The 26,664-nt window shown below is 65.5% G+C and carries 27 protein-coding genes; 14 read left to right on the forward strand and 13 right to left on the reverse strand.

What is annotated here, in order from left to right; genetic code table 11:
- Positions 1-21 precede the first annotated feature (21 nt).
- On the reverse strand, positions 22-513 hold the full coding sequence (locus V5F78_RS09335) for a (2Fe-2S)-binding protein (RefSeq protein WP_394071731.1): 492 nt from the start codon (positions 511-513) through the stop codon (positions 22-24).
- Between the two features lie 367 nt (positions 514-880).
- On the opposite strand from V5F78_RS09335, the gene V5F78_RS09340 reads away from it, so the two are divergent.
- The 7 genes from V5F78_RS09340 (at position 881) to V5F78_RS09370 (ending at position 7,266) form a co-directional block, all read left to right on the forward strand.
- The gene (locus V5F78_RS09340) at positions 881-1,798 is read left to right on the forward strand and encodes a branched-chain amino acid ABC transporter permease (RefSeq protein WP_394071730.1); all 918 of its coding nucleotides are present in this window, start codon (positions 881-883) and stop codon (positions 1,796-1,798) included.
- Positions 1,798-3,225, forward strand: a complete 1,428-nt coding sequence (livM, locus tag V5F78_RS09345; RefSeq protein WP_394071729.1) for a high-affinity branched-chain amino acid ABC transporter permease LivM — start codon at positions 1,798-1,800, stop codon at positions 3,223-3,225. The genes V5F78_RS09340 and livM overlap by 1 nt, the downstream gene beginning before the upstream one ends.
- The gene (locus V5F78_RS09350; protein ID WP_394071728.1) at positions 3,222-4,130 is read left to right on the forward strand and encodes an ABC transporter ATP-binding protein; all 909 of its coding nucleotides are present in this window, start codon (positions 3,222-3,224) and stop codon (positions 4,128-4,130) included. The genes livM and V5F78_RS09350 overlap by 4 nt, the downstream gene beginning before the upstream one ends.
- Positions 4,127-4,846, forward strand: a complete 720-nt coding sequence (locus V5F78_RS09355) for an ABC transporter ATP-binding protein (RefSeq protein ID WP_394071727.1) — start codon at positions 4,127-4,129, stop codon at positions 4,844-4,846. Before V5F78_RS09350 ends, V5F78_RS09355 begins: the two co-directional genes overlap by 4 nt.
- Before the next feature lie 3 nt (positions 4,847-4,849).
- Positions 4,850-5,305, forward strand: a complete 456-nt coding sequence (locus tag V5F78_RS09360) for a DUF6867 family protein (RefSeq protein WP_394071726.1) — start codon at positions 4,850-4,852, stop codon at positions 5,303-5,305.
- 111 nt (positions 5,306-5,416) lie between these two features.
- On the forward strand, positions 5,417-6,532 hold the full coding sequence (locus V5F78_RS09365) for a branched-chain amino acid ABC transporter substrate-binding protein (RefSeq protein ID WP_394071725.1): 1,116 nt from the start codon (positions 5,417-5,419) through the stop codon (positions 6,530-6,532).
- A 113-nt stretch (positions 6,533-6,645) separates the two neighbouring features.
- Entirely contained in the window at positions 6,646-7,266 is a 621-nt protein-coding gene (locus V5F78_RS09370) for a glutathione S-transferase (protein ID WP_394071724.1), read from the forward strand.
- A gap of 5 nt (positions 7,267-7,271) precedes the next feature.
- Here V5F78_RS09370 and V5F78_RS09375 read toward each other — a convergent pair whose 3' ends face one another.
- Complete coding sequence (locus V5F78_RS09375) at positions 7,272-8,003, reverse strand: cytochrome c biogenesis CcdA family protein (RefSeq protein ID WP_394071723.1); 732 nt, start codon at positions 8,001-8,003, stop codon at positions 7,272-7,274.
- A gap of 312 nt (positions 8,004-8,315) precedes the next feature.
- On the opposite strand from V5F78_RS09375, the gene V5F78_RS09380 reads away from it, so the two are divergent.
- Together V5F78_RS09380 and V5F78_RS09385 are read left to right on the forward strand one after the other, a co-directional pair.
- Positions 8,316-9,308 carry a P1 family peptidase gene (locus V5F78_RS09380; RefSeq protein WP_394071722.1) on the forward strand — a complete coding sequence of 331 codons (993 nt, stop codon included), beginning with the start codon at positions 8,316-8,318 and terminating at the stop codon, positions 9,306-9,308.
- A gap of 10 nt (positions 9,309-9,318) precedes the next feature.
- Positions 9,319-9,828: a hypothetical protein gene (locus V5F78_RS09385; protein WP_394071721.1), complete on the forward strand. Its 510-nt coding sequence runs from the start codon at positions 9,319-9,321 to the stop codon at positions 9,826-9,828.
- A 7-nt stretch (positions 9,829-9,835) separates the two neighbouring features.
- On the opposite strand, the gene V5F78_RS09390 is transcribed toward V5F78_RS09385, so the two are convergent.
- The 8 genes from V5F78_RS09390 to coxB form a co-directional block, all read right to left on the reverse strand.
- A complete protein-coding gene (locus V5F78_RS09390; protein ID WP_394071720.1) occupies positions 9,836-10,579 on the reverse strand; it encodes an SURF1 family protein in 744 nt (247 codons plus the stop codon).
- A complete protein-coding gene (locus tag V5F78_RS09395) occupies positions 10,576-10,959 on the reverse strand; it encodes a DUF983 domain-containing protein (protein ID WP_394071719.1) in 384 nt (127 codons plus the stop codon). The genes V5F78_RS09390 and V5F78_RS09395 overlap by 4 nt, the downstream gene beginning before the upstream one ends.
- A 99-nt stretch (positions 10,960-11,058) precedes the next feature.
- Positions 11,059-11,889: a cytochrome c oxidase subunit 3 gene (locus V5F78_RS09400; RefSeq protein WP_394071718.1), complete on the reverse strand. Its 831-nt coding sequence runs from the start codon at positions 11,887-11,889 to the stop codon at positions 11,059-11,061.
- A gap of 150 nt (positions 11,890-12,039) precedes the next feature.
- Entirely contained in the window at positions 12,040-12,684 is a 645-nt protein-coding gene (locus V5F78_RS09405; protein WP_394071717.1) for a cytochrome c oxidase assembly protein, read from the reverse strand.
- 7 nt (positions 12,685-12,691) lie between these two features.
- Positions 12,692-12,874, reverse strand: coding sequence for a cytochrome c oxidase system small membrane protein (locus V5F78_RS09410; RefSeq protein WP_394071716.1), 183 nt, complete (start codon positions 12,872-12,874; stop codon positions 12,692-12,694).
- 3 nt (positions 12,875-12,877) lie between these two features.
- On the reverse strand, positions 12,878-13,810 hold the full coding sequence (cyoE, locus tag V5F78_RS09415; protein ID WP_394071715.1) for a heme o synthase: 933 nt from the start codon (positions 13,808-13,810) through the stop codon (positions 12,878-12,880).
- Between the two features lie 319 nt (positions 13,811-14,129).
- Positions 14,130-15,740 carry a cytochrome c oxidase subunit I gene (ctaD, locus tag V5F78_RS09420; RefSeq protein WP_394071714.1) on the reverse strand — a complete coding sequence of 537 codons (1,611 nt, stop codon included), beginning with the start codon at positions 15,738-15,740 and terminating at the stop codon, positions 14,130-14,132.
- A gap of 162 nt (positions 15,741-15,902) precedes the next feature.
- Complete coding sequence (gene coxB / locus V5F78_RS09425; RefSeq protein WP_394071833.1) at positions 15,903-16,733, reverse strand: cytochrome c oxidase subunit II; 831 nt, start codon at positions 16,731-16,733, stop codon at positions 15,903-15,905.
- Between the two features lie 493 nt (positions 16,734-17,226).
- Here coxB and V5F78_RS09430 point away from each other — a divergent pair, with 493 nt between their 5' ends.
- The 4 genes from V5F78_RS09430 to V5F78_RS09445 all read left to right on the forward strand — a co-directional run bounded on the left by V5F78_RS09430 (position 17,227) and on the right by V5F78_RS09445 (position 22,667).
- Positions 17,227-17,805: an invasion associated locus B family protein gene (locus V5F78_RS09430; protein ID WP_394071713.1), complete on the forward strand. Its 579-nt coding sequence runs from the start codon at positions 17,227-17,229 to the stop codon at positions 17,803-17,805.
- Between the two features lie 169 nt (positions 17,806-17,974).
- Entirely contained in the window at positions 17,975-19,810 is a 1,836-nt protein-coding gene (locus tag V5F78_RS09435; RefSeq protein WP_394071712.1) for a monovalent cation:proton antiporter-2 (CPA2) family protein, read from the forward strand.
- A 263-nt stretch (positions 19,811-20,073) separates the two neighbouring features.
- Positions 20,074-21,501, forward strand: a complete 1,428-nt coding sequence (locus V5F78_RS09440; RefSeq protein WP_394071711.1) for an MATE family efflux transporter — start codon at positions 20,074-20,076, stop codon at positions 21,499-21,501.
- 47 nt (positions 21,502-21,548) lie between these two features.
- Positions 21,549-22,667, forward strand: coding sequence for a DUF937 domain-containing protein (locus V5F78_RS09445; RefSeq protein ID WP_394071710.1), 1,119 nt, complete (start codon positions 21,549-21,551; stop codon positions 22,665-22,667).
- A 102-nt stretch (positions 22,668-22,769) separates the two neighbouring features.
- Here the strand turns inward: V5F78_RS09445 and V5F78_RS09450 are convergent, their stop codons facing one another.
- Complete coding sequence (locus V5F78_RS09450) at positions 22,770-23,075, reverse strand: DUF1127 domain-containing protein (RefSeq protein ID WP_394071709.1); 306 nt, start codon at positions 23,073-23,075, stop codon at positions 22,770-22,772.
- 161 nt (positions 23,076-23,236) lie between these two features.
- On the opposite strand from V5F78_RS09450, the gene V5F78_RS09455 reads away from it, so the two are divergent.
- The gene (locus V5F78_RS09455) at positions 23,237-24,118 is read left to right on the forward strand and encodes a LysR substrate-binding domain-containing protein (RefSeq protein ID WP_394071708.1); all 882 of its coding nucleotides are present in this window, start codon (positions 23,237-23,239) and stop codon (positions 24,116-24,118) included.
- Positions 24,119-24,120: 2 nt separating this feature from the next.
- On the opposite strand, the gene V5F78_RS09460 is transcribed toward V5F78_RS09455, so the two are convergent.
- Positions 24,121-25,047 (reverse strand): DMT family transporter, encoded by a 927-nt coding sequence (locus V5F78_RS09460; RefSeq protein ID WP_394071707.1) that lies wholly within the window; start codon positions 25,045-25,047, stop codon positions 24,121-24,123.
- Between the two features lie 119 nt (positions 25,048-25,166).
- Positions 25,167-26,537 (reverse strand): glutamate--cysteine ligase, encoded by a 1,371-nt coding sequence (locus V5F78_RS09465; RefSeq protein WP_394071706.1) that lies wholly within the window; start codon positions 26,535-26,537, stop codon positions 25,167-25,169.
- Between the last annotated feature and the right edge of the window lie 127 nt (positions 26,538-26,664).

Raw genomic sequence — 26,664 nt, forward strand, 5'->3', positions numbered from 1 at the left:
CCGACAACGTCACGTGTGGCGTTACTCGGCGGCGTGCTTCAGCGCGCCACCCATGGACCGGGCGCCTGCTTCCACCGCCTTGACGATATTGTGATAGCCGGTGCAGCGGCACAGGTTGCCGTCCAGATGGGCGCGGATCGTCGGCTCGTCGAGATCGGCGCCGTGGTGGGCCACGAGATCCAGCGCCGTCATGATCATGCCCGGCGTGCAGAAGCCGCATTGCAGGCCATGATGCTCGCGAAAGGCTTCCTGCATGGGATGGAGGGTCGCCCCGTCGGCGATTCCCTCGATGGTGGTGACGGTGTGTCCATCCGCCTGGACGGCAAGCATGGTGCAGGATTTTACGGCCGCACCGTCCAGATGCACCACGCAGGCGCCGCACTGGCTGGTGTCGCAGCCCACATGGGTTCCGGTCAGCAGCAAGTGTTCCCGCAGGAATTGGACCAGCAGGGTCCGCGGCTCAACATCCGCAGAAACCGCCCGGCCGTTCACTGTCATGGCAATTTGCGTCATTCGCGTCCTCCCGCAGCGGGCGAAACGCCCGTGCCCACTCGCGCTTTGGCCCGCCCGCACCTTTTATTTGTTCCAGTGTGGGTCGGCCAAGGCGATGCGGTCAAGGGCGATCGCGAGCGCCCGAACGCGATTCCGGAGCGGCCGCCCTGCCCGCAACATGAGTGGGTCCGGAGAATGAAAATGATGTGACGGGACGCAACCGGCTGTTGCACGATGCTTCGCCTGTGGGAAACTCGCCCGAACGCTCCGGCGGCCACGTGCCGATTTGTTTCCAGCGCCGTGCCGCGCTATGAGTCGAATGGAAAAGCGCCCAAACACCAGGCACGATGAAGAAATAGGCGCACTCCAACACAGGGGCATCGGACGGATGGATATCTTCCTCCAGCAGCTCATCAACGGGCTGACGCTCGGCTCCATCTACGGCCTTATCGCCATCGGCTACACGATGGTCTTCGGCATCATCGGCATGGTGAACTTCGCCCATGGCGACGTGTTCATGGTGTCGAGCTTCATCGGCCTCACCTGTTTCCTACTGCTGACCACGGTGCTCGGGATCACATCCGTCTTTCTGGTGCTGGCGATCGTGCTCGTGGTGGCCATGATCTTCACCGGCCTCGTGAGCTGGACCATCGAGCGCCTCGCCTATCGCCCGCTACGGGGATCGTTCCGCCTCGCGCCCATGATCTCCGCCATCGGCATGTCGATCCTGCTCTCGAACTTCGTGCAGGTGGCGCAGGGTCCGCGCAACAAATCCATTCCACCGCTGGTGACGGACGTGATCGTGCTGATCGACCGGGACGGCTATCAGGTCACCGTGGCCTACAAGCAGTTGATCATCATGGTAGTCACCGCCGTGTGCCTCGGCATCTTCTGGTTCGTGGTGCAGAAAACCTCGCTCGGCCGCGCCCAGCGCGCCTGCGAGCAGGACCGCAAGATGGCGGCCCTGCTGGGCGTGAACGTGGACCGCACGATCTCGCTCACGTTTATCATCGGCGCCGCCCTGGCAGCGGTGGCGGGCACCATGTATCTGATGAATTATGGCGTCGTGAACTTCTCGGACGGGTTCGTTCCTGGGGTTAAGGCGTTCACGGCGGCAGTGCTGGGCGGCATTGGTTCGCTGCCGGGTGCGGTGCTGGGCGGCTTGCTCATCGGCCTCATCGAGACCTTCTGGTCCGCCTATTTCACCATCGAATACAAAGACGTCGCGGCGTTCTCCATCCTCGCGATCACGCTCATCTTCATGCCCCAGGGCCTGCTCGGCCGGCCGGAAGTGGAGAAGGTTTGATGCAGGCCGGCGTGTCTGCGGGAAGCCGCGAGGCCGTGTTGCCGGTCGCGTTGAAGGACGCCGCCATCAGCGCGGTTCTCACATTCCTGGTGCTCACGCCGTTGGTGGGCCTGCGCGCCACGGAGGATTCTGGCGGCCCGCTCATTCTCACCTATCGGTTCGGGCTGGTGCTCATCTTCGCCGCCATCGTCGCGGTGCTGCGCTTCGTGCTGCATCTCACGCTCTGGCGGCCGGGCCGCATCAAGGGCGGACGCGGCAATGCGGCACTCGCGGCCCTCGCCGAAAAGGCGGAACCGCTCGCGAAGCCGGTGTTCTTCGCTTTTGCCATCGCCTTTCCCGCCCTGGCGATTCTGGCCGCCGGCGACCTCGGGTCGAGCCGCTATTATATCGACCTCGGCATCTACATCATGACCTATGTGATGCTCGGCTGGGGCCTGAACATCGTTGTGGGCCTCGCCGGCCTACTGGACCTCGGCTATGTCGCCTTCTATGCCGTCGGCGCCTATGCTTTCGCCCTGCTTTCCACCAGCGTGCCGCTGAACGATTTCCTGGACGGCCATCTGGGAGAGGGATTCTGGGCCGCCTGGTCGTTCTGGCTGTGCCTGCCCATTTCCGGCCTCCTGGCGGGCTTCTGGGGGCTGATCCTCGGCTTTCCGGTCCTGCGGCTGCGGGGCGATTATCTCGCCATCGTCACCTTGGCCTTCGGCGAGATCATCCGCCTCGTGCTGATCAATTGGGTGGATCTGACGAACGGCGGCGCGGGCATTTCCTCCATTCCCGCCATCACGTTCTTCGGCATTCCCTTCACCTCGGGCGACGACGGGTTCGCGGCACTGTTCGGCCTGCCGTTCAATGCGATGCACCGAATCATCTTCCTGTATTTCGTGATTCTCGGCCTTGCCGCCCTCACCGCCCTCGCCACGGTGCGGCTGCGGCGTATGCCCGTGGGGCGCGCCTGGGAGGCGCTGCGCGAGGATGAGATCGCCTGCCGCTCGCTCGGCATCAACACCACGCTCACCAAGCTGACCGCGTTTTCCATCGGCGCCATGTTCGGCGGCTTTGCCGGCGCCTTCTTCGCGGTGCGGGTGCGGTTCGTCTCGCCGGAATCCTTCACCTTTATGGAATCGGCGGTCATTCTGGCGATCGTTGTGCTGGGCGGAATGGGATCTCAGATGGGGGTGGCGGCCTCGGCCATACTTCTGATCGGGGGCATGGAATTGTTGCGCAACCTCACGTTCCTCAAGGACCCCTGGCTGCTCGGCCCCGATTTCGACCCCACCCTCTACCGCATGCTCATCTTTGGCTTTGCCATGGTGGCGGTCATGGTCTGGCGGCCACGCGGGCTGGTGTCCAGCCGGCTCGCCACCATTTTCCTGAAGGAGCGCAAGAAGGTCTCGGGCGATCTGGTGAAGGAGGGCCACGGATGAGGCCCTGGGAGAGCGACCCCATCCTTCTGGTGGACCATCTGAGCATGCGTTTCGGCGGCCTGGTCGCTGTCGGTGACGTGTCGCTGCGCGCCGGGCGGGGGGACATCACCGCCGTGATCGGCCCCAATGGCGCCGGCAAGACGACGGTGTTCAACTGCATCACCGGCTTCTACAAGCCGAGTTCGGGCCGGCTTGCTCTGGCCCATGGCGGGGCGCCCACCGCGGCCGAGATCGACGCCTTGACTCGCAACGGCCTCGCCGCCGCGCGCACCAAGGCCGGCGCCCTGTTCCTGCTGGAGCGTTTGCCGGACTACAAGGTCGCCTCCCAGGCCAAGGTCGCCCGCACGTTCCAGAACATCCGCCTGTTCTCCGGCATGACGGTGCTGGAAAACCTGCTGGTGGCTCAGCACATGAGCTTGACCGAGACCGGGCTTCTCTCGCCGTCGGCGCTTTTCAACCTGCCGAGCTGGCGGAGGCGGGAAAAACGGGCGGTGGACCATGCCCTTCACTGGCTGGAGCGCATCGCCCTGGTGGATCGCGCGGATGATCCGGCCGGAGACCTGCCCTATGGCGACCAACGCCGCCTGGAGATCGCCCGGGCCATGTGCAGCGAACCGGCGCTGCTGTGCCTAGACGAACCGGCCGCGGGCCTGAACCCGCGTGAATCCGCCGCCCTCAACGCCCTGCTCCTGGCGATCCGTGAGGAGAAGACCTCGGTGCTGCTGATCGAGCACGACATGTCGGTGGTGATGGAGATTTCCGACCACGTGATCGTGCTGGAATATGGCCGCAAGATCGCCGATGGCACGCCCGCCGAGGTGCGCTCCGACCCACGCGTCATCGCCGCCTATCTGGGCGTGGACGAGGATGCCGTCGAACAAGTGGAAGCGGAGGTGGGCCCATGAGCGCCCTGCTCTCGCTTGCCGGGGTGAAGACCTTCTACGGCAAGATCATGGCCCTGCGCGGTGTGGATCTGGAGGTGAATGAAGGCGAGATCGTCACGCTCATCGGCGCGAACGGGGCCGGCAAGTCGACGCTCATGATGACCATCTGCGGGTCGCCGCGCGCCCAGGAAGGAACCATCCTATTTGCGGGGCAGGACATCACGCGCATGCCCACCCACGAGATCATGCGCCTGAACATCGCCCAGTCCCCGGAAGGGCGGCGCATCTTTCCGCGCATGAGCGTCTATGAAAATCTGCAAATGGGTGCTGCACTCTCCGGCGGGGTGCATTTCGCGCAGGATCTGGAACGCATGTTCGAGATGTTCCCGCGCCTCAAGGAACGCCTGCACCAACGCGGCGGCACGCTCTCCGGCGGCGAGCAGCAGATGCTGGCGATCGCCCGCGCGCTGATGAGCCGGCCGCGCCTGCTGCTGCTGGACGAACCCTCCCTCGGCCTTGCGCCGCTCGTGGTGCGGCAGATCTTCGATGTGATCCGCGACTTGAACCAGACCGAGGGCCTGACCGTATTCCTGGTGGAGCAGAACGCCTATCACGCGCTCAAGCTCGCCCATCGCGGCTATGTGCTGGTGAACGGTGCCATCACCATGGCCGGCACGGGCCGCGATCTGCTGGAGCGGCCTGAGGTAAAGGCCGCTTATCTGGAAGGAGGCGCGTGAGCCATGGCAGACCTGCCACATCCCGGTCGTCCCACCTCGCCCATGATCCTTCTGCCGATTCTCGCGCTCGTCGCCATTCTGGTGCTCTTCATCGTGCGGCCGAGCGCGGTGGTGGAAGTCTCCACCGGCGATTTCATGCTGGTGACGTTGTTCCTCGGTGGCAGCGCGGCCTGGCTCACGGGGCGGGCGGTGGCAAAGGGATGGAAGCCGTTTGTCCTCGTGCTCGCCTATGCGCTGCTGCTCACGGCGGCGGTGCGCTTCTGCCATTTCGCGCTGTTCCAGGGCACGCTGTTCGCGCTCGACCATTATCTGGTGGAAGCGGTGCTGCTGTTTGCCATCGCCGCGCTCGGCTTTCGATCGGTGCGCAAGCAGCAGATGACCGCGCGCTACGATTGGCTTTACGAATCCGCCGGCCCGCTTTCCTGGCGCAACAAGGCCGGCACGGATGAAACGGCGTGATCCATTTGGCGTGTCGACAGGGAACGGGAAACCGGCACAATGGCTGCCGGACGCACGCTCTGCCGGCGCGGTGAGGGTATTTATCGCCCGGTATAACCAGAGGAGAACAGGATGAGGAAGCTGTTACTTGCCGGCCTCGCGGTCGGTGCCGGCCTCGCCCTTGCGGCGGCCGGATCGGCGGCCTATGCGCAGGCGCCTCTCAAGATGGGCGCGGGCGGTCCAATGACCGGCCCGAATGCCGCCTTCGGCGCGCAGATCAAGACCGGCGTCGAACAGGCGGTGGCGGACATCAACGCCGCCGGCGGCATCAACGGGCAGAAAATCGAGCTCTCGATCGGCGACGACGCTTCCAAGCCCGAGCAGGGCAAGTCGGCGGCGAACAAGTTCATCTCCGACGGCGTGAAATACGTGGTCGGCCACTTCAATTCGGGCGTCTCGATCCCGACCTCGACGGATTACGAGGAAGCCGGCGTTCTCCAGATCAGCCCGGCCTCGACCAACCCGCAGTTCACCGAGCGCAAGATGTGGAACACGTTCCGCACCTGCGGCCGCGACGACCAGCAGGGCGCGGTCGCCGGCGACTACATTGTCGCCAATTTCAAGGACAAGAAGGTCGCCATCGTCCACGACAAGACCCCCTACGGGAAGGGCCTTGCCGACGAAACCCAGAAGGCCATGAACAAGGGCGGCGTCAAGGAAGTGCTCTATGAGGGCATCAATCCTGGCGAGAAGGATTATTCCGCCCTGGTTTCCAAGCTGAAGGCGGCGGGTGTGGACCTCGTCTATTACGGCGGCCTCCACCCCGAAGCCGGCCTGCTGGTGCGGCAGATGCGCGACCAGGGCTTGAAGAGCGTCCTGTTCTCCGGCGACGGCATCACGGACAAGGAGTTCTGGTCGATCGCCGGCCCCGGCGCCGCCGGCACGCTGATGACCTTTGGTCCCGATCCGCGCAAGAATCCCGCTGCGAAGGAAGTGGTGGACAAGTTCAAGGCCAAGGGCATCGACCCGGAAGGCTATGTCCTTTACTCCTACGCTGCGGTGCAGATCATTAAGCAGGCGGCCGAGGCGACCAAGTCCACCGACCCGAAGAAGCTCGCCGACTACATGCATTCCGGCGCGACCTTCCAGACGGTGCTCGGCCCGCTCTCCTTCGACAAGAAGGGCGACATCACCAAGAAGGATTATGTCGTCTATATCTGGAAAGACGGCGCCTATAGCGAAATCTGACCGCGCCGCGGCCAGCCGATGAAAGGCCCGCGCTCCGGCGCGGGCTTTTTTCATGGCACACGCATCTTCGGCGGCGCCTATCGCACGCCGCTGCACTGAAACGAGGACACGCCATGCTGAAGATCTGGGGACGCCTCAACTCCACCAATGTGAAGAAGGTGGTCTGGGCCGCGCGGGAATTGAACCTGCCCTACGAGCACGCCAATGCCGGCGGGCCGTTCGGCATCGTGAACGAACCCACCTATCGTGACCTGAATCCCAACGGCCTCGTCCCCTGCGTCGAGGATCAGGGCCTGGTCGTGTGGGAATCCAATGCGGTGGTGCGTTATCTCGCCGCCCGCTACGGCGCCGGCACGCTGTGGCCGGAGGATCCGGCACTCCGCGCCATCGGCGACAAATGGATGGATTGGACCTCCACCTCATTGGCCGCGCCGTATCGTGATGTGTTCTGGAACATGGTCCGGCTCGGCCCGGAACAGCGCGACCTGGCGGCGGTGGAGGCCGGGATCGCCGCATGCGCCGCACTTCTGGCGCGGGTGGATGCCGCGCTCGCGCACCATCCCTATCTGTCGGGCGACGCGTTCGCCATGGGGGACATTCCGCTCGGCTGCTTCGCCTATGGATGGTTCGAAATGCCGATCGCCCGTCCGCCGATGCCCCATCTGGAAGCCTGGTATGCGCGGCTGAAAGACCGTCCCGCCTATCGCGACACGGTCATGACGCCGCTCACCTGATCGGCTCAGCCGATGGTGGAAAGCGCTGGAAACGTCTCGATCAGCCAATAGGAAACGCTGGCGATCCAGCCGGACATGAAGGCGATGCCGGTGAGCACCAGCATCGCCCCCATCACCTTTTCCATCACCGGCAGAAGGCGACGCATGTGGCGCAGGCCGTCCAGGAACGGCCGCACCGCCACCGCAGCGAGCAGGAACGGCACGCCGAGCCCGGCGGAATAGATCGCCAGCAGGCCCGCGCCCTTTGCGACCGTCGCCTCCGATCCGGCGACCGCGAGGATCGCGCCCAGCACTGGCCCAAGGCAGGGGGTCCAGCCGAAGGCAAACGCGAGGCCCATCACGAACGCGCCCCACAGGCCGGCGGGTTGGTTCACGTGCGGCCGGGCGGTGCGCGACAGCAGATGGATCTTGAACACGCCGAGAAAATTCAGCCCCATCACGATGATCGCGATGCCGGCAATGATCGACAGCACCTCCTGGTGCGCGCGCAGGACCTCGCCCACCGCCGAGGCGCCCGCTCCCAATGCGACGAACACCACGGTGAATCCGCTTATGAACAGCAGCGCGCCGAAGATCGCGCGGCGGCCCACCTGCTGCAAGGGTTCCGCCTTGGAGAGGTCTTCCAGCGTCGCGCCACCAAGGAAACACAGGTACGGCGGCACCAGAGGAAGGACGCAGGGAGACAGGAAGCTCGCGAGGCCCGCGGCGAAGGCGGCAGGCAGCGTGACATCAGCCATGGGAGGGTTGCACCCTTCGTACGCGAAACCGGACCCCGCCGCGGTCGCAAAGCGGCGGAGCTTTCGCCGCATGTCATGGGCCGGAACGGCGCCACCGCACAAGAGGGCGGGGCCCTCCCCTCCCTGCCATGTGATCTGCCGGTTTGCCGCAGGCCCGCGATCCGCAGGTTTGTGATCCGCAGGTCTGTGATCCGCGGCGCACGGGCGCCGTGCAGCGACGCGGCCCGGCCCGATCACCACGTTTTCCCGATTTCCTGAAACGGGGAAACGCTCTAGTGCTAAGCCACGGTAGCCCGCTGATCCGGACGCGATATGCTCAATCTCATCACCGATGTGCCGGGCCTCCAGGTTGGCCACGCAACCGACCTCGCACTCGGATCGGGCGTGACGACAGTGCTGTGCGACGTCCCGACCATCGCCGCCGTGGACGTGCGCGGCGGCAGCCCCGGCACGCGCGAAACCGATCTCCTGGCCCCTGGCGCCAGCGTGCAGCATGTGGATGCGCTGTTCCTGTCCGGGGGCTCGGCCTTCGGTCTCGATGCAGGCTCAGGGATCATGTCCTGGCTTGCCGAACGGGGACGAGGGCATCCCGTGGGCACGGTGCGGGTACCCATCGTTCCAGGCGCGATCCTGTTCGATCTGCTCAATGGGGGCAACAAGGCTTGGGGCCGCCATTCCCCCTATGCTGCCCTCGGCTATGGCGCGGCGGCTGCGGCACGCGCCGGCGACTTTGCACTCGGCACGGTCGGCGCCGGCACGGGAGCGACCACGGCTTATGTCAAGGGCGGGCTCGGCTCGGCTTCCGCCGTCACGCCGGGCGGCCACGTGGTGGGCGCCCTTGTGGCGGTCAATGCGGTGGGCAGCCCGCTCATCGGCACTGGCCCCCACCTGCGCGCGGCTCCGTTCGAACGCGACGGTGAATTCGGCGGGCGCGGCATGCCGCAGCATTGGCCCGACGATGCCTCGACCCTCGCCATGAAAGGCGCCACGCCGCGCGCCAACACCACGGTCGCGGTGGTCGCAACCGATGCGGTGCTTACCCGTGCGCAGGCGCGTGCCTTTGCCGTGATGGCACAGGATGGCTTGGCTCTGTCGCTGTTTCCGGTACACACGCAACTCGACGGCGATTGCGTGTTTGCCCTGGCGACGGGGCGCAAGGAACTCGATCCCATCCGCCACGCCGAGGCCGAGCTTGGCGCGACGGCCGCCTGCGTCCTCGCGCGTGCGGTTGGGCGTGCCATATTCGAAGCCACCACCTTGCCTTATCCCGGTGCCCAGGCCGCCTGGCGCGACCGTTTCCGCTGAAGGACACTCGATGCCCCGCCTCCCCTCCATCCGCCCGGTCCGGCACGACAATGACGATGCGCCCCGGCTGTCCGGCCTCCTGGCGATCATCTTCTGGTGTGCGTGCGGCATTACGGCGGTGCCGCTCGCCGGCATCTTCACCCTGATCTCGGTGCTCGGACCACAGGCGGCCTGGTCGGCGATCGCGGATTCTCTGTCCGCGCCCGGCGGTTCGTCGCAGATGCTGCGGTTTGGCCTGCTCCCGCAGGTGGTGCTGTTCGTCTGGGCGATCGGCTTCGTGATTTTGACGGTGCGGCGCTCGGCGCGCACGCGGTCCATTGCCTCCGTCGCGCTCGTGGTATGGCTGGTCGTCACCGCCTTCAGCCAGTTCGCGATCCGCGATCTTCTGGCGCCCGACGGCCTGACCGTGGGCGATCTCGCGGCCCTGCTTCCCGCCCTGCTCGCGCAAGGCGTGGGGGTCGCGGGATTTGTCGGCTACATGCGCGAGGGCGAGCGCCCGCGCCGCTATTACGGCGCCTGACAGGCGATCACAACAGCCCCCGGCGCCGCGAAAAGACGAACGCCACATAGACCCCGGCGAGCGTCACGGCCAGCCCGTACCAGGTCAGCGCATATTCAAGATGCCGGTTGGGGAACGTCAGCCGGGTCTCCCCACCCTGGGGGAGGCCGCCGGGATTGGCGCTGGCATCGGCGTCGATGATGAAGGGCGCAACCTTGGCCAACCCGCGGGCGGAGGCGATCTCCGCCGGGTCGCGCCGGAACCAGGCATTATGGGCGGGATCGTTGGCGGGCACGAACCAGCTCGCCTCCTCGGGCATGCGCAGCAGGCCGGTAACGGTCACCGTCCCCTGGACCTGCCCCTCGCGGCGACTTTCGGGCGCGCGACGATCTTCGGGAACGAAGCCGCGATTGACCAGGATCGCCGATCCATCCGGCAGCATCAGCGGCGTCAACACCTGGAAGCCGGGCCCCTTGAACGATCCTTTCGGATCGGACAGGACGGTATAGATCAAGGTTTCCTTGCCATGGTCGAACGTGCCGGTGGCCCGAACCGGCTGATACTCGTCCAGCTCGCGCGACACGCTCGGCCATTGAGACGCAGGCAGCACTGCGTGTGGCGGCTGCGCCGCGCGCGTCTCGACCTGGGCGATGAGTCCGTTCTTCCAGCTCAGCCGTTCCAGCTGCCAGGAACCGAGACCGACCAGCACCATAAGCGCGGCGAAGGTGGCCAGGGTGGGCATCAGCAGCCCGCGACGCGAGGACCCGCTCATTCGCCGTCGCGCTGCTCCAGTCGCCCTTCGGACGCCCGGTTCGCATATTGCATCGCCACCAGCACGCCCTTGAACGGGCGCAGCAAGCCCAGTGTGACGATCAGGATTCCGGGGATCCAGAGCAAGGCATGCACCCATAGGGGCGGTTCGAACGTGACCTCGACCCAGAAGGCGAGCGCAACCACCAGGAAGCCGCCGATGAGAATGACGAACACCGCCGGCCCGTCACCGGCATCAATGAAGGAATAATCCAGCCCGCAGGCATCGCATTCGGGGGCGAGCTGGAGAAATCCCTTGAACAATTTTCCCTTGCCGCAGCGCGGGCACCGGCAGGACAAGCCCGCGACGATGGGCGAGACAGGGCTGTAATAGGGTTCCATGGATATCCCCGTTCCGCGGCCGCGGCCGTCTTCCAAACAAAACGGGGCGGCTCACGCCGCCCCGCCGATTCCTGAAAACCCGTGGGGCCCCTGCAAACCTCAGTGGGCGGATGCGCCGGCGCCCCACACATAGATGAAGGCGAACAGAAACAGCCACACCACATCGACGAAGTGCCAGTACCAGGCAGCCGCTTCGAAGCCGAAATGCTTCTGCGGGGTAAAATCCCCGGCGACCGCGCGCAGCAGGCACACGAGCAGGAAGATGGTCCCCACAATCACGTGGAACCCATGGAACCCGGTCGCCATGAAGAAGGTGGCGCCATAAATGTTGCCCGAGAAGCCGAAGTGCACGTGCAGATATTCAAACGCCTGGCAGGTTGTGAACAGCACGCCCAGCACGACCGTGAGCAGCAGGCCCCACTTCAGGCCCTGGCGGTCGTTCTCCAGCAGCGCGTGATGCGCCCAGGTGACGGTGGTGCCGGAGGTCAGCAGCAGCAGCGTGTTGAGCAGCGGCAGATGCCAGGGATCCAGCGATTCGATGCCGTGGGGCGGCCACACGCCGCCGGTCACCTCGAAGCGCGAATAATTAATCGCCTCGCCGGAAAACAGGGCCGCATCGAAATAGGCCCAGAACCAGGCGACGAAGAACATGACTTCGGACGCGATGAACAGGATCATGCCGTAGCGCAGGCCGATCTGCACCACCGGGGTATGGAAGCCCAGATGGCCCTCGCGGATCATGTCCCGCCACCAGCCGAACATGGTGTAAAGCACGCCCAGGAAGCCGATCCCCATTGGGATGGCGGTGCCGCCGTGCATCCACACCACCGCGCCCGCGGTGAGGATAAAGGCCGAGATCGAGCCCACGATGGGCCACGGGCTCGGCTCCACCATGTGATAATCGTGCTGCTTCACGTGTCCCTCGGCCATTTGAAGCGGCCTCCCCTTCCAGCATTAAAATTCTACCAGGACCTGCCGCCCCGTCGCAATGCGACGGTTACGTCCAGTCCCACCAATCACGTGCCCGGGCTTGCGGGCCTTAATCCATGTCTGCCCCGCCGCCACAGGCGGGACACAGGCTCACAGAGCCTTCTTCGCACTCTCTCCCGCCGGCTCGGGCGCACGCGCGACCGGCGCCGCAGGCTTGGCCGCGGGGAAGAACGTATAAGACAATGTGATGGTCTTCACCGAGTTGAGTTCCGGATCGTCCGCGATCGCCGGATCAATGAAGAACACCACGGGCATGTCTGCCTTTTCATTGCCGTGCATGGTCTGTTCGGAGAAGCAGAAGCACTGCATCTTCACAAAATAAGCGCCCGCCGGTGCCGGCATGACATTATAGCTTGCGTTGCCATAGGTCTCGGCCGACGAGAGATTGCGCGCGAGGTAATAGACCATTTTGGTCTCGCCCACGCGCACGTTCACATCCGCCTGTTCCGGCTTGAATTCCCAGGGCAATCCCGGCGCGATATTGGAATCGAAGCGGACCTGGATGGTGCGGTCGAGCACTTTGTCCGGCGCCGCCGTACCCACCCGCGTTGCCCCGCCGAAACCCGTCAGCGAGCAGAACATCGCGTAGAACGGAACGATCGCATAAGCCGCGCCAACCATGCCCACCGCGAACGCAAGGCACGCCAAGGCCACCGGCATATGCCGCAGGCGGCGCCGCTTCGGGGCGGCGGCGGTGCCCGGTTCGGGCAAGGGGGGCTGGGCGGCAGTGCTCATTCCATCCTCACAGCGGCCGGTTCAGCACGGCCGGACCCATTTTCACGATGGTGACCACGTAGAAGAGGATCACCAGGAAACCCAGCACCGAAGCGATCGCCACCGAGCGCGCCCGCCGCCGCCGCTTCTGCTCATCGGTCAGCACGATGCCCTCACCCTCGGGCGCGCGCTTTTCCTTTTCATCCACCACGCATCACACTCCCACCAGCGCTTCGACCAAAAGCGAGGCGAAGAGCAAAAACAGATAAAGAATGGAGAAGCCGAACAGCTGCTTGCTCGCCTTCACCGCGGCTGCGCCTTCGCGCACCCGATAGACCTTCACCGCGAGCCAGACCATGCCGGCGCCCAGAACAGTCGCCACCGCGCCATAGCCATAACCGGCATAGCCCAGCGCGACCGGCGACACGGCGAGCGGCACCAGGAACAGCGTGTAGAGCAGGATCTGCCGGCGCGTCTCGTCGGGACCCGCCGTCACCGGCAGCATGGGCACGCCGGCTCGGGCATAATCATCGGCGCGATACAGCGCCAGCGCCCAGAAATGCGGCGGGGTCCAGAAGAAAATGATCGCGACCAGCAGCAGGCTTTCAAAACCCACGGAGCCGGACGCGGCGGCCCAAGCCACCATGGGAGGAAACGCACCGGCCGCGCCGCCAATCACGATGTTCTGCGGCGTCGAGCGCTTCAGCCACATGGTGTAGATCACCACATAGAAGAAGATGGTGAAGGCCAGCAGCGCTCCCGCCAGCACATTGACCAGCAGCCCCAGCACCACGACGGAAAACGCCGAGAGCGTCAGACCGAAGGCCAGGGCTTCCTGAGGCGTGACACGACCGCCGGGAATGGGACGGTTCCTCGTGCGCGACATGACGGCGTCGATATCGGCATCCCACCACATGTTCAACGCACCGGCCGCGCCCGCGCCGACCGCGATGCACAAAAGCGCGGTGAAGGCGATGACCGGGTGCACATGGTCCGGCGCGCGCACCAGGCCGACCAAGGCGGTGAAGATCACCAGCGACATCACGCGCGGCTTCAGAAGCGACAGGTAATCGCGCGGCGAGGCGAGGCCGAGGCCCACTTCTCCACCGCCCGCCGTCTGGTTCAAGCTCACGCTCACGTCACTCATGCGCACTGGTCCTGTCATACGGATCTTGCTCGGAGCCCGCCCGCTGGCGTCACCCCTTCTTACACGTCAACTAAGCCGGCCGTGCGGCGTGCGCAGAGCCCGTATGCCGCCGCCAGCCAGAGAGACCAGATCGGTGAACACCAGAAAGGCGGACACCGTGGAGGCGACACCGGGTGGGCATATGGCCGGGAGGCATCCGGGGTCATTTTGCCTGCTCGGTCCGGCATCCAACTCCGCGTCTACGGCCGTTAAACCCTTGCCTCGAAACGGAACCGGCGCGGGACCCCGCGCCGGTTCGCCCCGAAGGAAACGCCGCCGCTCACTTGATGCGCGGCAGAACCTCGAACTGATGGAACGGGGGCGGGGAAGAGAGCGTCCATTCCAGGGTGGTCGCGCCAGGACCCCAGGGGTTGGGGCCAGCCAGTTCCTTGCGACGGAAGGCCACCACAATGCCGGTCAGGAAGATCAGCACGGCGAAGCCGGAGATATAGGAGCCGATGGACGAGATGTAGTTCCAGTGCGCGAACGCGTCCGGATAATCCACATAGCGACGCGGCATGCCGGCGAGGCCAAGGAAATGCTGCGGGAAGAACACCAGGTTCACGCCCACGAACGTGACCCAGAAGTGCAGCTTGCCCCAGAATTCCGGGATCATGTAGCCGCTCATCTTCGGGAACCAATAATACCAGCCCGCGAAGATGGCGAACACGGCGCCGAGCGACAGCACGTAGTGGAAATGGGCCACCACATAATAGGTGTCGTGCAGCGAGCGGTCGATGCCGGCGTTGGAGAGCACGACGCCGGTCACGCCGCCGACGGTGAACAGGAAGATGAAGCCGATCGCCCACAGCATGGGCGTGCGGAACTGCACCGAACCGCCCCACATGGTGGCGATCCAGGAGAAGATCTTCACGCCCGTGGGGATGGCGATGATCATGGTCGCGGCGACGAAATAGGACTGCGTCGAAGCGGAGAGGCCCACCGTGTACATGTGGTGCGCCCACACCACGAAGCCGACCACGCCGATCGCCACCATCGCGTAGGCCATCCCGAGATAGCCGAACACTGGCTTGCGCGAGAAGGTCGACACGATGTGGGAGACAATGCCGAAGCCCGGCAGGATCAGGATGTACACTTCCGGGTGGCCGAAGAACCAGAACAGATGCTGGAACAGGATCGGATCGCCGCCGCCGGCCGGATCGAAGAAGGTGGTGCCGAAATTACGGTCCGTCAGCAGCATGGTGATGGCGCCGGCGAGCACAGGCAGCGACAGCAGCAGCAGGAAGGCGGTGATCAGCTGGGCCCAGGCGAACAGCGGCATCTTATGCAGCGTCATGCCCGGAGCGCGCATGTTGAAGATGGTGGTGATGAGGTTGATCGCCCCGAGGATCGAGGACGCGCCGGCGATGTGCAGCGCGAAGATCAAGAGATCCATGGCGGGGCCGGGATGGCCGAGCTTGGAGGACAGCGGGGGGTAGATCGTCCAGCCGCCGCCGAAGCCGTTGGAGCCGGCGGCGCCCTCGACGAACAGGGAGATGATCGCCAGCCCGAAAGCCGGGGGCATCAGCCAGAAGGCGATATTGTTGATGCGCGGGAAGGCCGTGTCCGGCGCGCCGATCATCAGGGGGATGAAATAGTTTCCGAAGCCGCCGATCAGCGCGGGCATCACCATGAAGAAGATCATGATGAGGCCGTGGCCCGTGGTGAACACGTTGAAGGTCTGCGGATTCTTGAAATATTGCAGGCCCGGCTCCATCAGTTCCAGACGGATGCCAATGGACAAGGCGCCACCCACGATCCCCGCCACGATGGCGAAGATCAAGTACATGATGCCGATGTCCTTGTTATTCGTCGAGAACACCCACCGCTTCCATCCCGTGGGATTGTGCTCGGCATGTGCCGCGTCGTGCGCGATAGCCTCGGTGGCCATGAGTCTAGTCCTCAATCTCTTGACGTTGCCGTCTTATCTTTAAGCGTCATCGGGTCGTGTCTGGTCCGCGCGGGGACCCTTCGATCTTGCGCGCGAGGAGGCTTGAGGCCCACTCGCGCGGTGTCTTTCTTCGGCCAGCCCGAAGCGAACGCGGCGAATGCCTCAGTTGGCAGCGTCCGCGAGCATAAGCGCACCGGTGGCCGGCACCTGAACCGTGCGCACGTCCGAGGGCGCCGCCGAGAACTTCTGCTTGGCCTGGGCGATCCAGGTATCGAATTCGGCCTGGCTCACCACCCGCACCGCGATCGGCATGAAGGCATGGTCGCGGCCGCACAATTCCGAGCACTGGCCGTAATAGATGCCTTCCTTGGTGGCCTTGAACCAGGATTCGTTGAGGCGGCCCGGCAGCGCGTCGATCTTCACGCCGAACGAGGGTACCGCGAAGGAATGGATCACGTCGGCGGCGGTGACCTGGATGCGCACCGTCTTGTTGACCGGCACGATCACCTCATTGTCCACCGCCAGAAGACGGGGCTGACCGGCCTTCAGGTCCTTTTCCGGAATCATCAGCGAATCGAAGCCGAACCCGCCGTTATCGGGATATTCATAAGACCAGTACCACTGATGGCCCGTGACCTTCACGGTCATGTCCGCCTGCGGAATGTTCAATTCCAGATGGAGCAGGCGGAAGGACGGGATCGCGATCGCGACCAGGATCATCACTGGGGCGACGGTCCAGATCACTTCGATCAGCGTGTTGTGGGAGGTCTTGGAGGGCACCGGATTGGCCCGCTCGTTGAAGCGGACCATCACGATCGCAAGCAGCACCATCACGAACAGCACAATGGCCACGATGATGGCGAGCACGAAATTATTGAACGAGTGGATGCTCGCCATCACCGGCGTCGCGGCATCCTGTAGGCCGATCTGCCAATCGGACGGCTGGCCCATACCGGCCCACGCAGCCGAGCTCAGCGAAATCGCGGCGACCATCGCGGCCACGGCGAGAGCACCGGTGCGAATGAACGAAATCATGGTAATCTGCTCTCCCTGCGCGGCGCCGTCGCTACCGCAAGCGCAGCGGTGATCGGTAGTTGGCGGACGCCGTAAGCGCGCTCGGATGGCCGGCGCATTCTTGACTTAAATCAAACACAAATCACTGCCTCCCGCAATTGCGGCGCACAGGCGCACGATGCGACACAAGGTCGGACTCCCCCCCTGCGGCAAGCCGCCGGCAAAAGAATTCCGCAGCCAGATTTCCCGCCGCCGTGGACGCAGGTTTGTGCCAAGCACGACCTTCGGAGCGGGCCGGCAGCCCCCGGCTTGGCCCTTCTCCATCAATTCTCCGTTTTATTCCGCAAAGCGCCGCCGCATTCTTGACATGGACGGTCAGCCTTTTAAGCCAAAACGCACGGGCGGCACGCTACGCCCGTATTTGACAGTCGCGGCCCGTTTTGGATCGCCGCCAGTTTCGGAGCCGGTGCCCATGGAGTTCATGTTGTCGCGGGGCCTCGCCCGCACGGATCGGCGCCTCGATGGCGCCCGCATGGTGCTGCCTGGCCAGGTGTTCCACGCCCTCTTCCTCGCGGCGTTTGGGTTTTGCGCGCTGCTCGGCCTCTCAGTGCCGGCGGCCGCGCAGGGGGTGGTGAAGCAGGTCTATGGCGACTGGCAGATCCGGTGCGACACCCCTCCGGGCGCGCAAAGCGAGCAGTGCGTGCTGCTCCAGAGCGTGCAGGCAGACGACCGGCCGAATGTCGGCCTCACCGTCATCATTCTGAAGACCGCCGACCAGAAGAGCCGCCTGCTGCGTGTCCTCGCGCCGCTTGGCGTGCTGATTCCCTCCGGCCTCGGCCTCAAGATCGACGATACCGACGTGGGCCGCGCGGGATTCGTGCGCTGCCTGCCCAACGGCTGCGTCGCCGAAGTGGTCATGGATGACGCCTTGATCGGCAAATTGCGCCAGGGCAAGCAGGCCACCTTCATCATTTTCCAGACCCCGGAAGAGGGCATCGGCATCCCGCTCGGCCTGAACGGATTCGGCCCCGGCTTCGACGCCCTCAAATAAGCCCGTTGCCCTAACGCAACAGGCGGCCGCAAGCGCCTGTCTATTGTCACAATTCTCTTGGTGGCCGACGCCGCCCCGCCTTTAATGATGGGTGGCTCAAACGGCATGGTTTGGCCATTGTTGCTCTGCACAAGAGCGGCCGGCGCAAGCTTGGCAGAAGGCATGGCGGATGCACGGAGACGACCACACCCTGTTCATCAGCGCCCTCGCCTTCCTGGTGGCGGCCGTGGTGGCCGTGCCGGTGGCGCGGCGGCTGGGTCTCTCGCCGGTGGTCGGCTATCTGGCGGCCGGTATCGCCATCGGCCCGGCGGGCTTCAATGTCGCTGATCCGACAACGGTGATCGCGGTCGCAGAACTCGGCGTGGTGCTGCTGCTGTTCCTCATCGGGCTTGAGCTTCAGCCTTCGCGCCTGCTGTCCATGGGGCGCTATATTTTCGGCCTCGGCACCGCGCAATTGCTGATCACCGGCATGGTGATCGCGCTTGTGTCCTGGCTGCTGGGCTTCGGCATCGCCGGCGCCATCGTCACCGGCATGGCACTGGCCATGTCGGCGACCTCAATCGCCCTGCAATTGCTGGGCGAGCACAATGATCTGTCGTCCGGCTACGGGCAGCGCGCGTTTTCGATCCTGCTGTTCCAGGATATCGCCATCGTGCCGCTGCTCGCCCTGGTGCCGCTGCTGGCCCCCGGCGAGAGCGATCTTGGAACCGATGCGACGGCGACCCTTCTGAAGGCGGCGGCGGCGCTTGCGGCGGTCAGCGTGATCGTGGTGTCGGGCAGGTTCCTGCTCAATCCGCTGTTCCGCCTTTTGGCCCGCTCCGGCGCGCGCGAGGCGATGACGGCGGCGGCGTTGCTGGTGGTGCTCGGCGCGGCCGGCCTGATGGCGACCGTAGGACTTTCCATGGCCCTCGGCGCGTTTCTCGCCGGCCTGCTGTTGTCGGAAAGCACCTTCCGCCATGAGCTGGAGGCCAATATCGACGCCTTCCGCGGCCTGCTGCTGGCAGTGTTCTTCATGGGCGTCGGCATGTCCTTGGATCTCACGGTCCTGTTGCCGCACATCCTCCCCGTGGTGCTCGCGGCGCTGATGATCACCGCGATCAAGTTCCTGGTCGTGTTTCTGCTCTATCGCACGGATCACCGCACGGACGCCGACGCGCTGCGGGCCGGGGCGGTGCTGATGCCGGCGGGCGAGTTCGCCTTCGTTCTGTTCCCGCTGGCGCTGTCCAACGGCATTCTCAACCGCGAGCAGGCGGAGCTTCTCACCGCCACCGCCGCGCTCACCATGATGATCGGCCCGCTGGTGTTCGCCGGAATCGGGCGGCTTCTGCCGCGGCTGCGCCATGCCGAGCCAGAGCCGGAGCCGGACGATTTCACCGACGCCAACGGGCGCGTGCTGGTGATCGGCTTCGGCCGCTTCGGGCAGATCGTCTCGCAATGTCTGCTGGCGGAAGGCGTGGGCGTGACCATCATCGACAATGATGTCGAGATGATCCAGAGCGCCGGGCGCTTCGGCGTTCATATCTATTACGGCGACGGCACCCGTCTCGACGTGCTGCGGGCGGCGGGCGCCGACCAGGCGGAAGTGATCGCTGTGTGCGTGGACGATCGGGAGGCCGCCGACCGCATCGTCGATATCGTGCAGGCCAACATGCCCAATGCCCGGCTGCATGTGCGCGCGTTCGACCGTGTCCACGCCATGGCCCTGCTGCGTAAATCGGTCGATTACGAGATGCGCGAAACGCTCGAATCGGCGTTCGCGTTCGGCGGGCGCACGCTGGAGGCGCTGGGTTTCGACCAGGAGACGGTCACAGCTCTCGTTGCCGACGTGCGCGCCCGCGATCGCCAGCGGCTGGAGCTTCAGGTTCAGGAAGGGCTGTACGCCGGCATCGAGCTCGCCGGCCAGAAGGTGGAGCCGGAACCCCTCACCGATCCCAACAAGCCGGCCAAGCCCCTCAATCCCGAGGCGCAGGACGTGCTGGCCCACGAAACCGAATTCTCCGGCTGACGCTTTGCGGTCGCGATTCCGGTTGCGCCGGAAGTCGCGACGCGTGGTGGCGCAGGCGTGCATGGCCTCACCTGGAAAATTTCCCTGGGCATGACCACGTGCGAAGGCTGCCCGCCATGATCCAGCGCCGAATCCGGCGCGCGATCCGGTTTCCACTGCGCCGGAAAACACCCTAGAACGGGCGTCGTGCCGGTCGCAGCCGCGCGCGATTCGCCTGCGTGCAACCCGCCGTCCAACGCCGCCAACCAAGCCCCACGGACCGCATGAGCGCAGCGCCCGCGAAATTCCTCCACGGATCCATCATGCGCCATGTGGCGGTGATGGCGGCCACGGGCTCGATCGGCCTTGTGGCGGTGTTCGTGGTGGATCTGCTGAACCTGTTCTACATCTCGCTCCTCGGCGAGGCGGAACTGGCTGCCGCCATCGGCTATGCCGGCACGATGCTGTTTTTCACCACCTCGGTAGCGCTCGGCATCATGATCGCGGGCTCGGCGGTGGTGTCGCGCGCGCTTGGCGCGGGCAACCGAGAGGACGCCCGCGCGCTCGCGACCATCGCGGTTGTCTACATGGTGCTGGTTTGCGTGGTCCTGACCGCTGTCTCGCTGCCGCTCATCCGGCCGCTGCTGTCGCTGCTCGGAGCCCACGGTCGCACACTCGACATCGCCGACGGCTTCCTGGTCGTGGTCACCCTGTCGACGCCGCTGCTGGGCATCGGCATGGTCTGCTCGGGACTGCTGCGGGCGACCGGAGATGCGGGGCGGGCCATGTGGGTGACGCTCGGGGGCGGCCTTCTGACGGCCGTGCTGGACCCGATCCTCATCCTCGCCCTGGGCCTCGGCGTGGAGGGCGCCGCCATCGTCTCCGTCGCGTCGCGCCTGTTCATGGCGCTCTACGGATTGCAGGCGTGCCACCGCAGGCACAGACTGTTTCGCCGGCCGACCTTCGCCATGTGGCATCGCCACGCCGGGCCGATCTCGGCGATCGCCATTCCCGCCATTCTCACCAATGTCGCGACGCCTGTGGGCAATGCCTATGTCACCGCCAAGCTCGCCCCGTTCGGCGATGGCGCCGTGGCCGCTTTCGCCGTGATCGGGAGGGTGATTCCCGTCGCCTTCGGCCCGCTGTTCGCGCTCACCGGGGCGGTCGGGCCGATCTTCGGGCAGAATTTCGGCGCCGGCCTGTTCGATCGCCTGCGCACGACGCTTCGGGACAGCCTGATCCTGACGCTGCTGTATGTGTGCGCCGTTTGGGTGCTGCTGGCGCTGCTGCGCAATTTCATTTCCTCGGTGTTCGGCCTCACGCCCGAGGGCCAGCAGATCGTGGCCTTCTTCTGCCTCGTGACCGCCGGGAGCTTCATCTTCCTCGGCGGATTGTTCGTGGCGAATGCCGCGTTCAATAATCTCGGCGCCCCGCTGCTCTCCACATTCTTCAACTGGGGGCGCGCCACCCTCGGCACCATTCCCCTGGTGTGGATCGGCAGCGACCTGATGGGGGCGAACGGGGTGATTCTCGGCCAGGCCCTCGGCGCCGTGGCTTTTGGCATCGCCGCCATGATTTTCGCGTTCCGCGTGATCGAAAGGATCGCCGCATCGCCCCCGCCGGTGAGCGATCGGGGGCCCGCGCCGCATCTTTCCACCGTGGAATTGCCACCGTTATCTTCGCCGCACGATGCAACCGCCATCGAGCCGTGATTTTGGCGAGACGATGGCGTAGAGTCGCGAACTCGGGAGGCCGCTAAATGGACCAGTTCGTGCAATTGCTGAGAGCCGCTCAAGGTGGGCAGGGCCTTGAGAATCTCGCTCAGATCTATGGCCTCACGGCACAACAGGCGCAGAAGGCGGCGGAAGCCGTCATGCCCGCCTTCGCGGCCGGCATCCAGCGGGCCATGCAATCGCCCGAGGGGCTCGCCAGCCTCATGGTGCTGATGATGCGCGGCCCGTACGGCGGCCTTTACGATCGCGCACCCGCGGCCCCGGATCAATATTCGCAGGCCGGCGCCAATGCGCTCGACGCGCTTTTCGGTTCGCCGGAGATCAGCGCGGCAGTGGCCAATCATGCGGCGGCCAGCACCGGCCTCGCCACTGCCGTCGTGCGCAAGATCATGCCCGATTTCGCAACCTTGGTGATGGGCGGCCTGACGAAATCGCTCGCCGCCTCGGGCGCCATGAACCAGATGCTTGCGGCCATGCTGGCACGGGCCAACGGGCTCCCCGTACCCACCGGCAATCCCTGGGTGGACGGGCTTGCGACCTGGATGAACAGCGCCATGCCGCGCCAATCCCAGAGCACCGGCAATCCCTGGGTGGATGCGTTCGCGCAGATGATGCTGCAATCCCCTTGGACCGCCGGCAATGCCGGCGCTTGGGGTCAGTCTGGCATGGGCGCCGCCTGGCCCGGCACCGCGCGGTCCCAGCCGAACCCATACCGGGCACAGGCCGAGCGTTCCGCCGCTGCGAGCCAGGATGTGTATGGCAATGCCGCCAATGCGTGGCAGGAACTCATCGCCGCCATGATGGAGACCATGACAGCGGTGTCCGGCGAAGGCGCTTCGCGTCAGGCTTCCCAGCGGGAGGTTGCCGCAGCCGCAAAACCCCTCGCCCTGCCGCCTCCCCCGCCTCCGCCGGAGCCGCTGGCGGCGCTCGGACAATGGCCGATGCAGGATTATTTCGCGCAATTGTTCGCCCAGGGCTTTCCGCCGACCGTGGGCACGGGCGGCAATGATCCGGCAGCACCGTTCGCCAGCCTCGCCGCCTTCTACCCGTTTCCCGATTTCTGGAGCCAGATGCTCGGCCGTAGCGCGGCCCATGGCCATGCCTCGCCCACGAAGGCCGGGGCGCGGCCGACCCGCAAGGGCTGAGTGACCCGTCCGAAAAAAGAAGGCCCGCGCCGGTTGCGGCCGGCACGGGCCCAGATGGGCGGTCGCGAGGGGCTTTGACCGCCAATCGAAAATCCGGTGAGATCAGCGCGCGCCGCGCGTCCTGAGCCAAGCCGCCGCGCGGCGCTCCACCGCCCGCCGCACCAGCAAGACCGAGGGGTCAGTCCAGAGCGGCTCAGCCGCCGCGTCGCGGACGTCGCCGCGCGTCAGGCCGATGTCGCGCAGCATATGCTCGTCGAGGGCGCCAAGGGCGCGTACGGCGCGACGATGCTCCATGGCGCGAATCACGTTCTGTCCCAGGCCAATCACCTGCAGCAGGAACGTTGCCAGCACTGCGCCGAGGGGCGCGACACCGGCTGTGCGGATTTCGCCATGTGTATTCATCGTCATCTCCATCTCCCGACGTCTGTCCGTTCTGCTCCCTGAAGCTTCGGGGGGACCACCCGTTCTCGCCGCGCTGCGGCGTCCCGGTTGTGCGACCATGCGTAAAATCAAGCTAGCGAATGTTTTTCATCTGAAATATCATCAACGCTGATAGATCGAGATCGCCCATGACCATATTGCTCGACACCGATCAGCTGCGGACATTCGTTGCCATCGCCGAAACCGGCAGCTTCACGCGCGCGGCCGAAGTGGTTCACAAGACCCAGTCGGCGGTCTCCATGCAGATGAAGCGCCTGGAAGAGCGGGTCGGCCGCCCCGTATTCGCCCGCGATGGCCGCGCCTCACGGCTGACTGAGGACGGCCAGCGCCTGCTGGACTATGCGCGGCGCATTGTGAAGCTCAATCTGGAAGCGGTTGCGAGCTTTGCCGATGCAACGCTCTCGGGTCGCGTCTGCCTGGGCGTGCCTGACGATTACGCGGATCGCTATTTGCCGGAGATCATGGCCCGCTTCTCCCGCACACATCCTTCGGTGGAACTTACCGTCATCTGCGAGCCGAGCTGCGAGCTGGTCGAGCGGATCAAGGCCGGAACGCTCGATCTTGCCATCATCACCTACACCGAGACCTCGGCGCGCGATTCGCAGGTCATCCGGCGCGAGCGGCTGCTCTGGGTCGGGTCCGCGCGGCATGCCGCCCATCTCGAAACCCCGGTACCGCTGGCCCTCGGCCGGCCCACCTGCGTCTGGCGGGACGCCGCCGTGACGCGCCTCGCCGCCTGCGGCCGCGCCCATCGCGTGCTCTATACCAGCCCCAATGCGGGCGCGGTTTCGGCCGCCGTCCTGGCGGGCCTCGCGATCAGCGTCTTTCCCGAATCGGCATTGCGGCAAGGCATGCGCGTACTCGGCCCCGCGGACGGCTATCCGCCCCTTCCGCCCTGCGACATCGCCTTGCTGCGCAATCGCCATGAGCCGAACACGCTCGCCGATGCCCTCGCGCTCCACATCATCCAGGGGCTCGACAATGTCACCGAGTCCGACGCGGCCGAATAGCCTCAGCCCGCCGCCGCGCGGCCCTTGGTCAGCACCACCACATTGCCGGCCAGCACCAGGGCGACGCCGACGCCGGCTTCCAGGGTCCAGTGATAGCCCTCGAACACGGTGGAGATGAGAAGCGCCACCAGCGGGAACAGCACCGTGCCATAGCCCGCGCGGCTCGCGCCGATGCGGCGGATCAATTGCAGGTAGATGGCGAAGCCAAGCAGCGTCGGTCCGACGATCAGATAGGCGAGCGCGCCGAGATAGCGCGGCGTCCATTCCACCTGGATCGGCGCGCCGGAGGCCAGCGTCGCCAGCAGAAACACCAGGCACCCATAGGCCATGCCCCAGGCCGTGGCTGAAAACAGCGGCAGGCCGCGTCGCGAAACCACACCGGTCAACAGGCTGCCGAGCGAAAACAGCACCGTGCCGGCGATGGCCAACGCCAGCGCCACCAGGACCGCAGCGTCGAAGCCGGTTTCCACAAGGCTGGGTTCGAAGACCAGAGCGATGCCCCCGACCCCCAGCAAGGTGCCCGCCAGGATGCGCGCCGTGACGCGGGTACCGAACATCGCCGCCGACAGAACGGGAATGCACACGGAGGCGAGTGAAAACACCACCGACATGACGCCGGATTTCAAATGATAGCCGGCATAATAGAACGTCAGGAAATTCAGCGAGAACAGGCACGCGCCGAGCCCGGCGAACAACAGATGATCGCGCGGCCTGAAGGCAAGCCGGCCACCGGAAAGACCGACCGCCAAGAACATGATCGCTCCGGCGATAAGAAAGCGCAGCATGCCGGACACCTCCGGCGCAACCACGCCCAATTGCAGGCGCAGAGGCAGCCAGCCGGTGCCCCAGAGCAGCACGGTCGCGGCATAAAGGGCCGCCTCCACGGGGCCGAACACGGTCGGGGCGGCGGAGGGTGGAGGCGCGGCCATCGAAATGAAACTCCGGGAGGTGGTTCGTTAGACCCCACCCGCGCGCAGCGCGAACCACCTGCCCGCGCATGGCCGCCATGCGCGAGGCACATATGGACTGCGCTACCCTGGTGCTCGCCTCAGTAGGCGAGTGCCTTGAACACCGGCTCGACCGATTCGTCCCAGGAGCTGAGATAGAGGTCGCGCAGCTTTTCCGCCGGGGTCTTGCCGCTGGCAAGAACCTCTCTGAGCGGCGCAAGGAAGCGTGTTTCGTCGCGGCCCTGGCTGTCCAGGTGGCGACGCCGCTTCAGCCCGGCTTCCGACAGGGCCACCATGTCGGCGGCGATGTCGCGCACCTTGCGGCCGGCGATGGTGGCGTCGAGGGCCAGCCGGGGCACGTCGTCGCGCAGGGCCTGCCGCTCCGCCTCGGTCCAATCCTTCACCAGGTCGAGCGCGGCATCGAGGCTGACGGAATCATACAGCACGCCGGCCCACAGCGCCGGAAGGGCGCACAATTCCGCCCACGGCCCCGCGTCCGCCCCGCGCATCTCCAGGAAGCGCTTCAGCCGCACCTCGGGGAAGATTGTGGAGAGGTGATTGACCCAATCCGACAAGGTCGCGGTCTCGCCCGGCAGCGCGGGATGGCGCCCGGCGAGAAGATCGCGGAAGGACGAGCCCGCGACATCGACGTAGGCATCGCCGCGCTTCACGAAATACATCGGTACATCAAGCGCATAGTCCACGTAACGCTCGAATCCCATGCCATCTTCGAAGGCGAAGGGCAGCATGCCGGCGCGCTGATTGTCGGTGTCACGCCAGATCTGCGAGCGGAACGAGAGGAAGCCGTTCAGCTTGCCTTCGGTGAAGGGCGAATTGGCGAACAAAGCGGTGGCGATGGGCTGGAGCGCGAGGCTCGCCCGCAGCTTGCGCACCATGTCCGCTTCCGAGGCATAATCCAGGTTCACCTGCACCGTGCAGGTGCGGAACATCATGTCGAGGCCGAGCTTACCGACCTTGGGCATGTAATTGGCCATGATCTTGTAGCGGCCCTTGGGCATCACCGGCGTCTCGGCGCGAGTCCATTTCGGGCTCATGCCGATGCCGAGAAAGCCGATGCCAAGGGGCTCGGCCACCTGACGCACCTGCGTCAGGTGGGTGTTGATCTCCGAGCAGGTCTCGTGGATCGTCAGAAGCGGCGCGCCGGAAAGCTCGAACTGGCCGCCCGGCTCAAGCGAGATGGCCCCGCCGCCTGCGGGGTCGGCAAGGCCGATCAAGGTCTCGCCTTCCATAATCGGCTCCCAGCCGGAGATCTTCCCCATCCCCTCCAGAATGGCCCGGATGCCTGCTTCCCCCTCATAGGGAACGGGTTCGTGCCGGCCGAGGGTGAACGGGATCTTCTCGTGCTCGGTGCCGAGCCGGAAGGCGGATTCCGGCTTGTTCCCCTGTTCGATCCAGGCGACCAATGCGTCGCGGGATTGGATCGGGGTCGCATCCAGCATATCGCGAGCCATGCGCGCATTTTCCCTGGCACGACCGGAATGGGCACAAGGTGCCATCGCCGGAATGCGTACCGCGTAAAGAGGTTGGATCATGCCGCGCACCGGCGCTGCGGCGCTGGCGGGGCATGGTCGAGAACGG

The sequence above is a fragment of the Roseixanthobacter glucoisosaccharinicivorans genome (assembly GCF_043195095.2).
Lineage (GTDB): Bacteria > Pseudomonadota > Alphaproteobacteria > Rhizobiales > Xanthobacteraceae > NCEH01.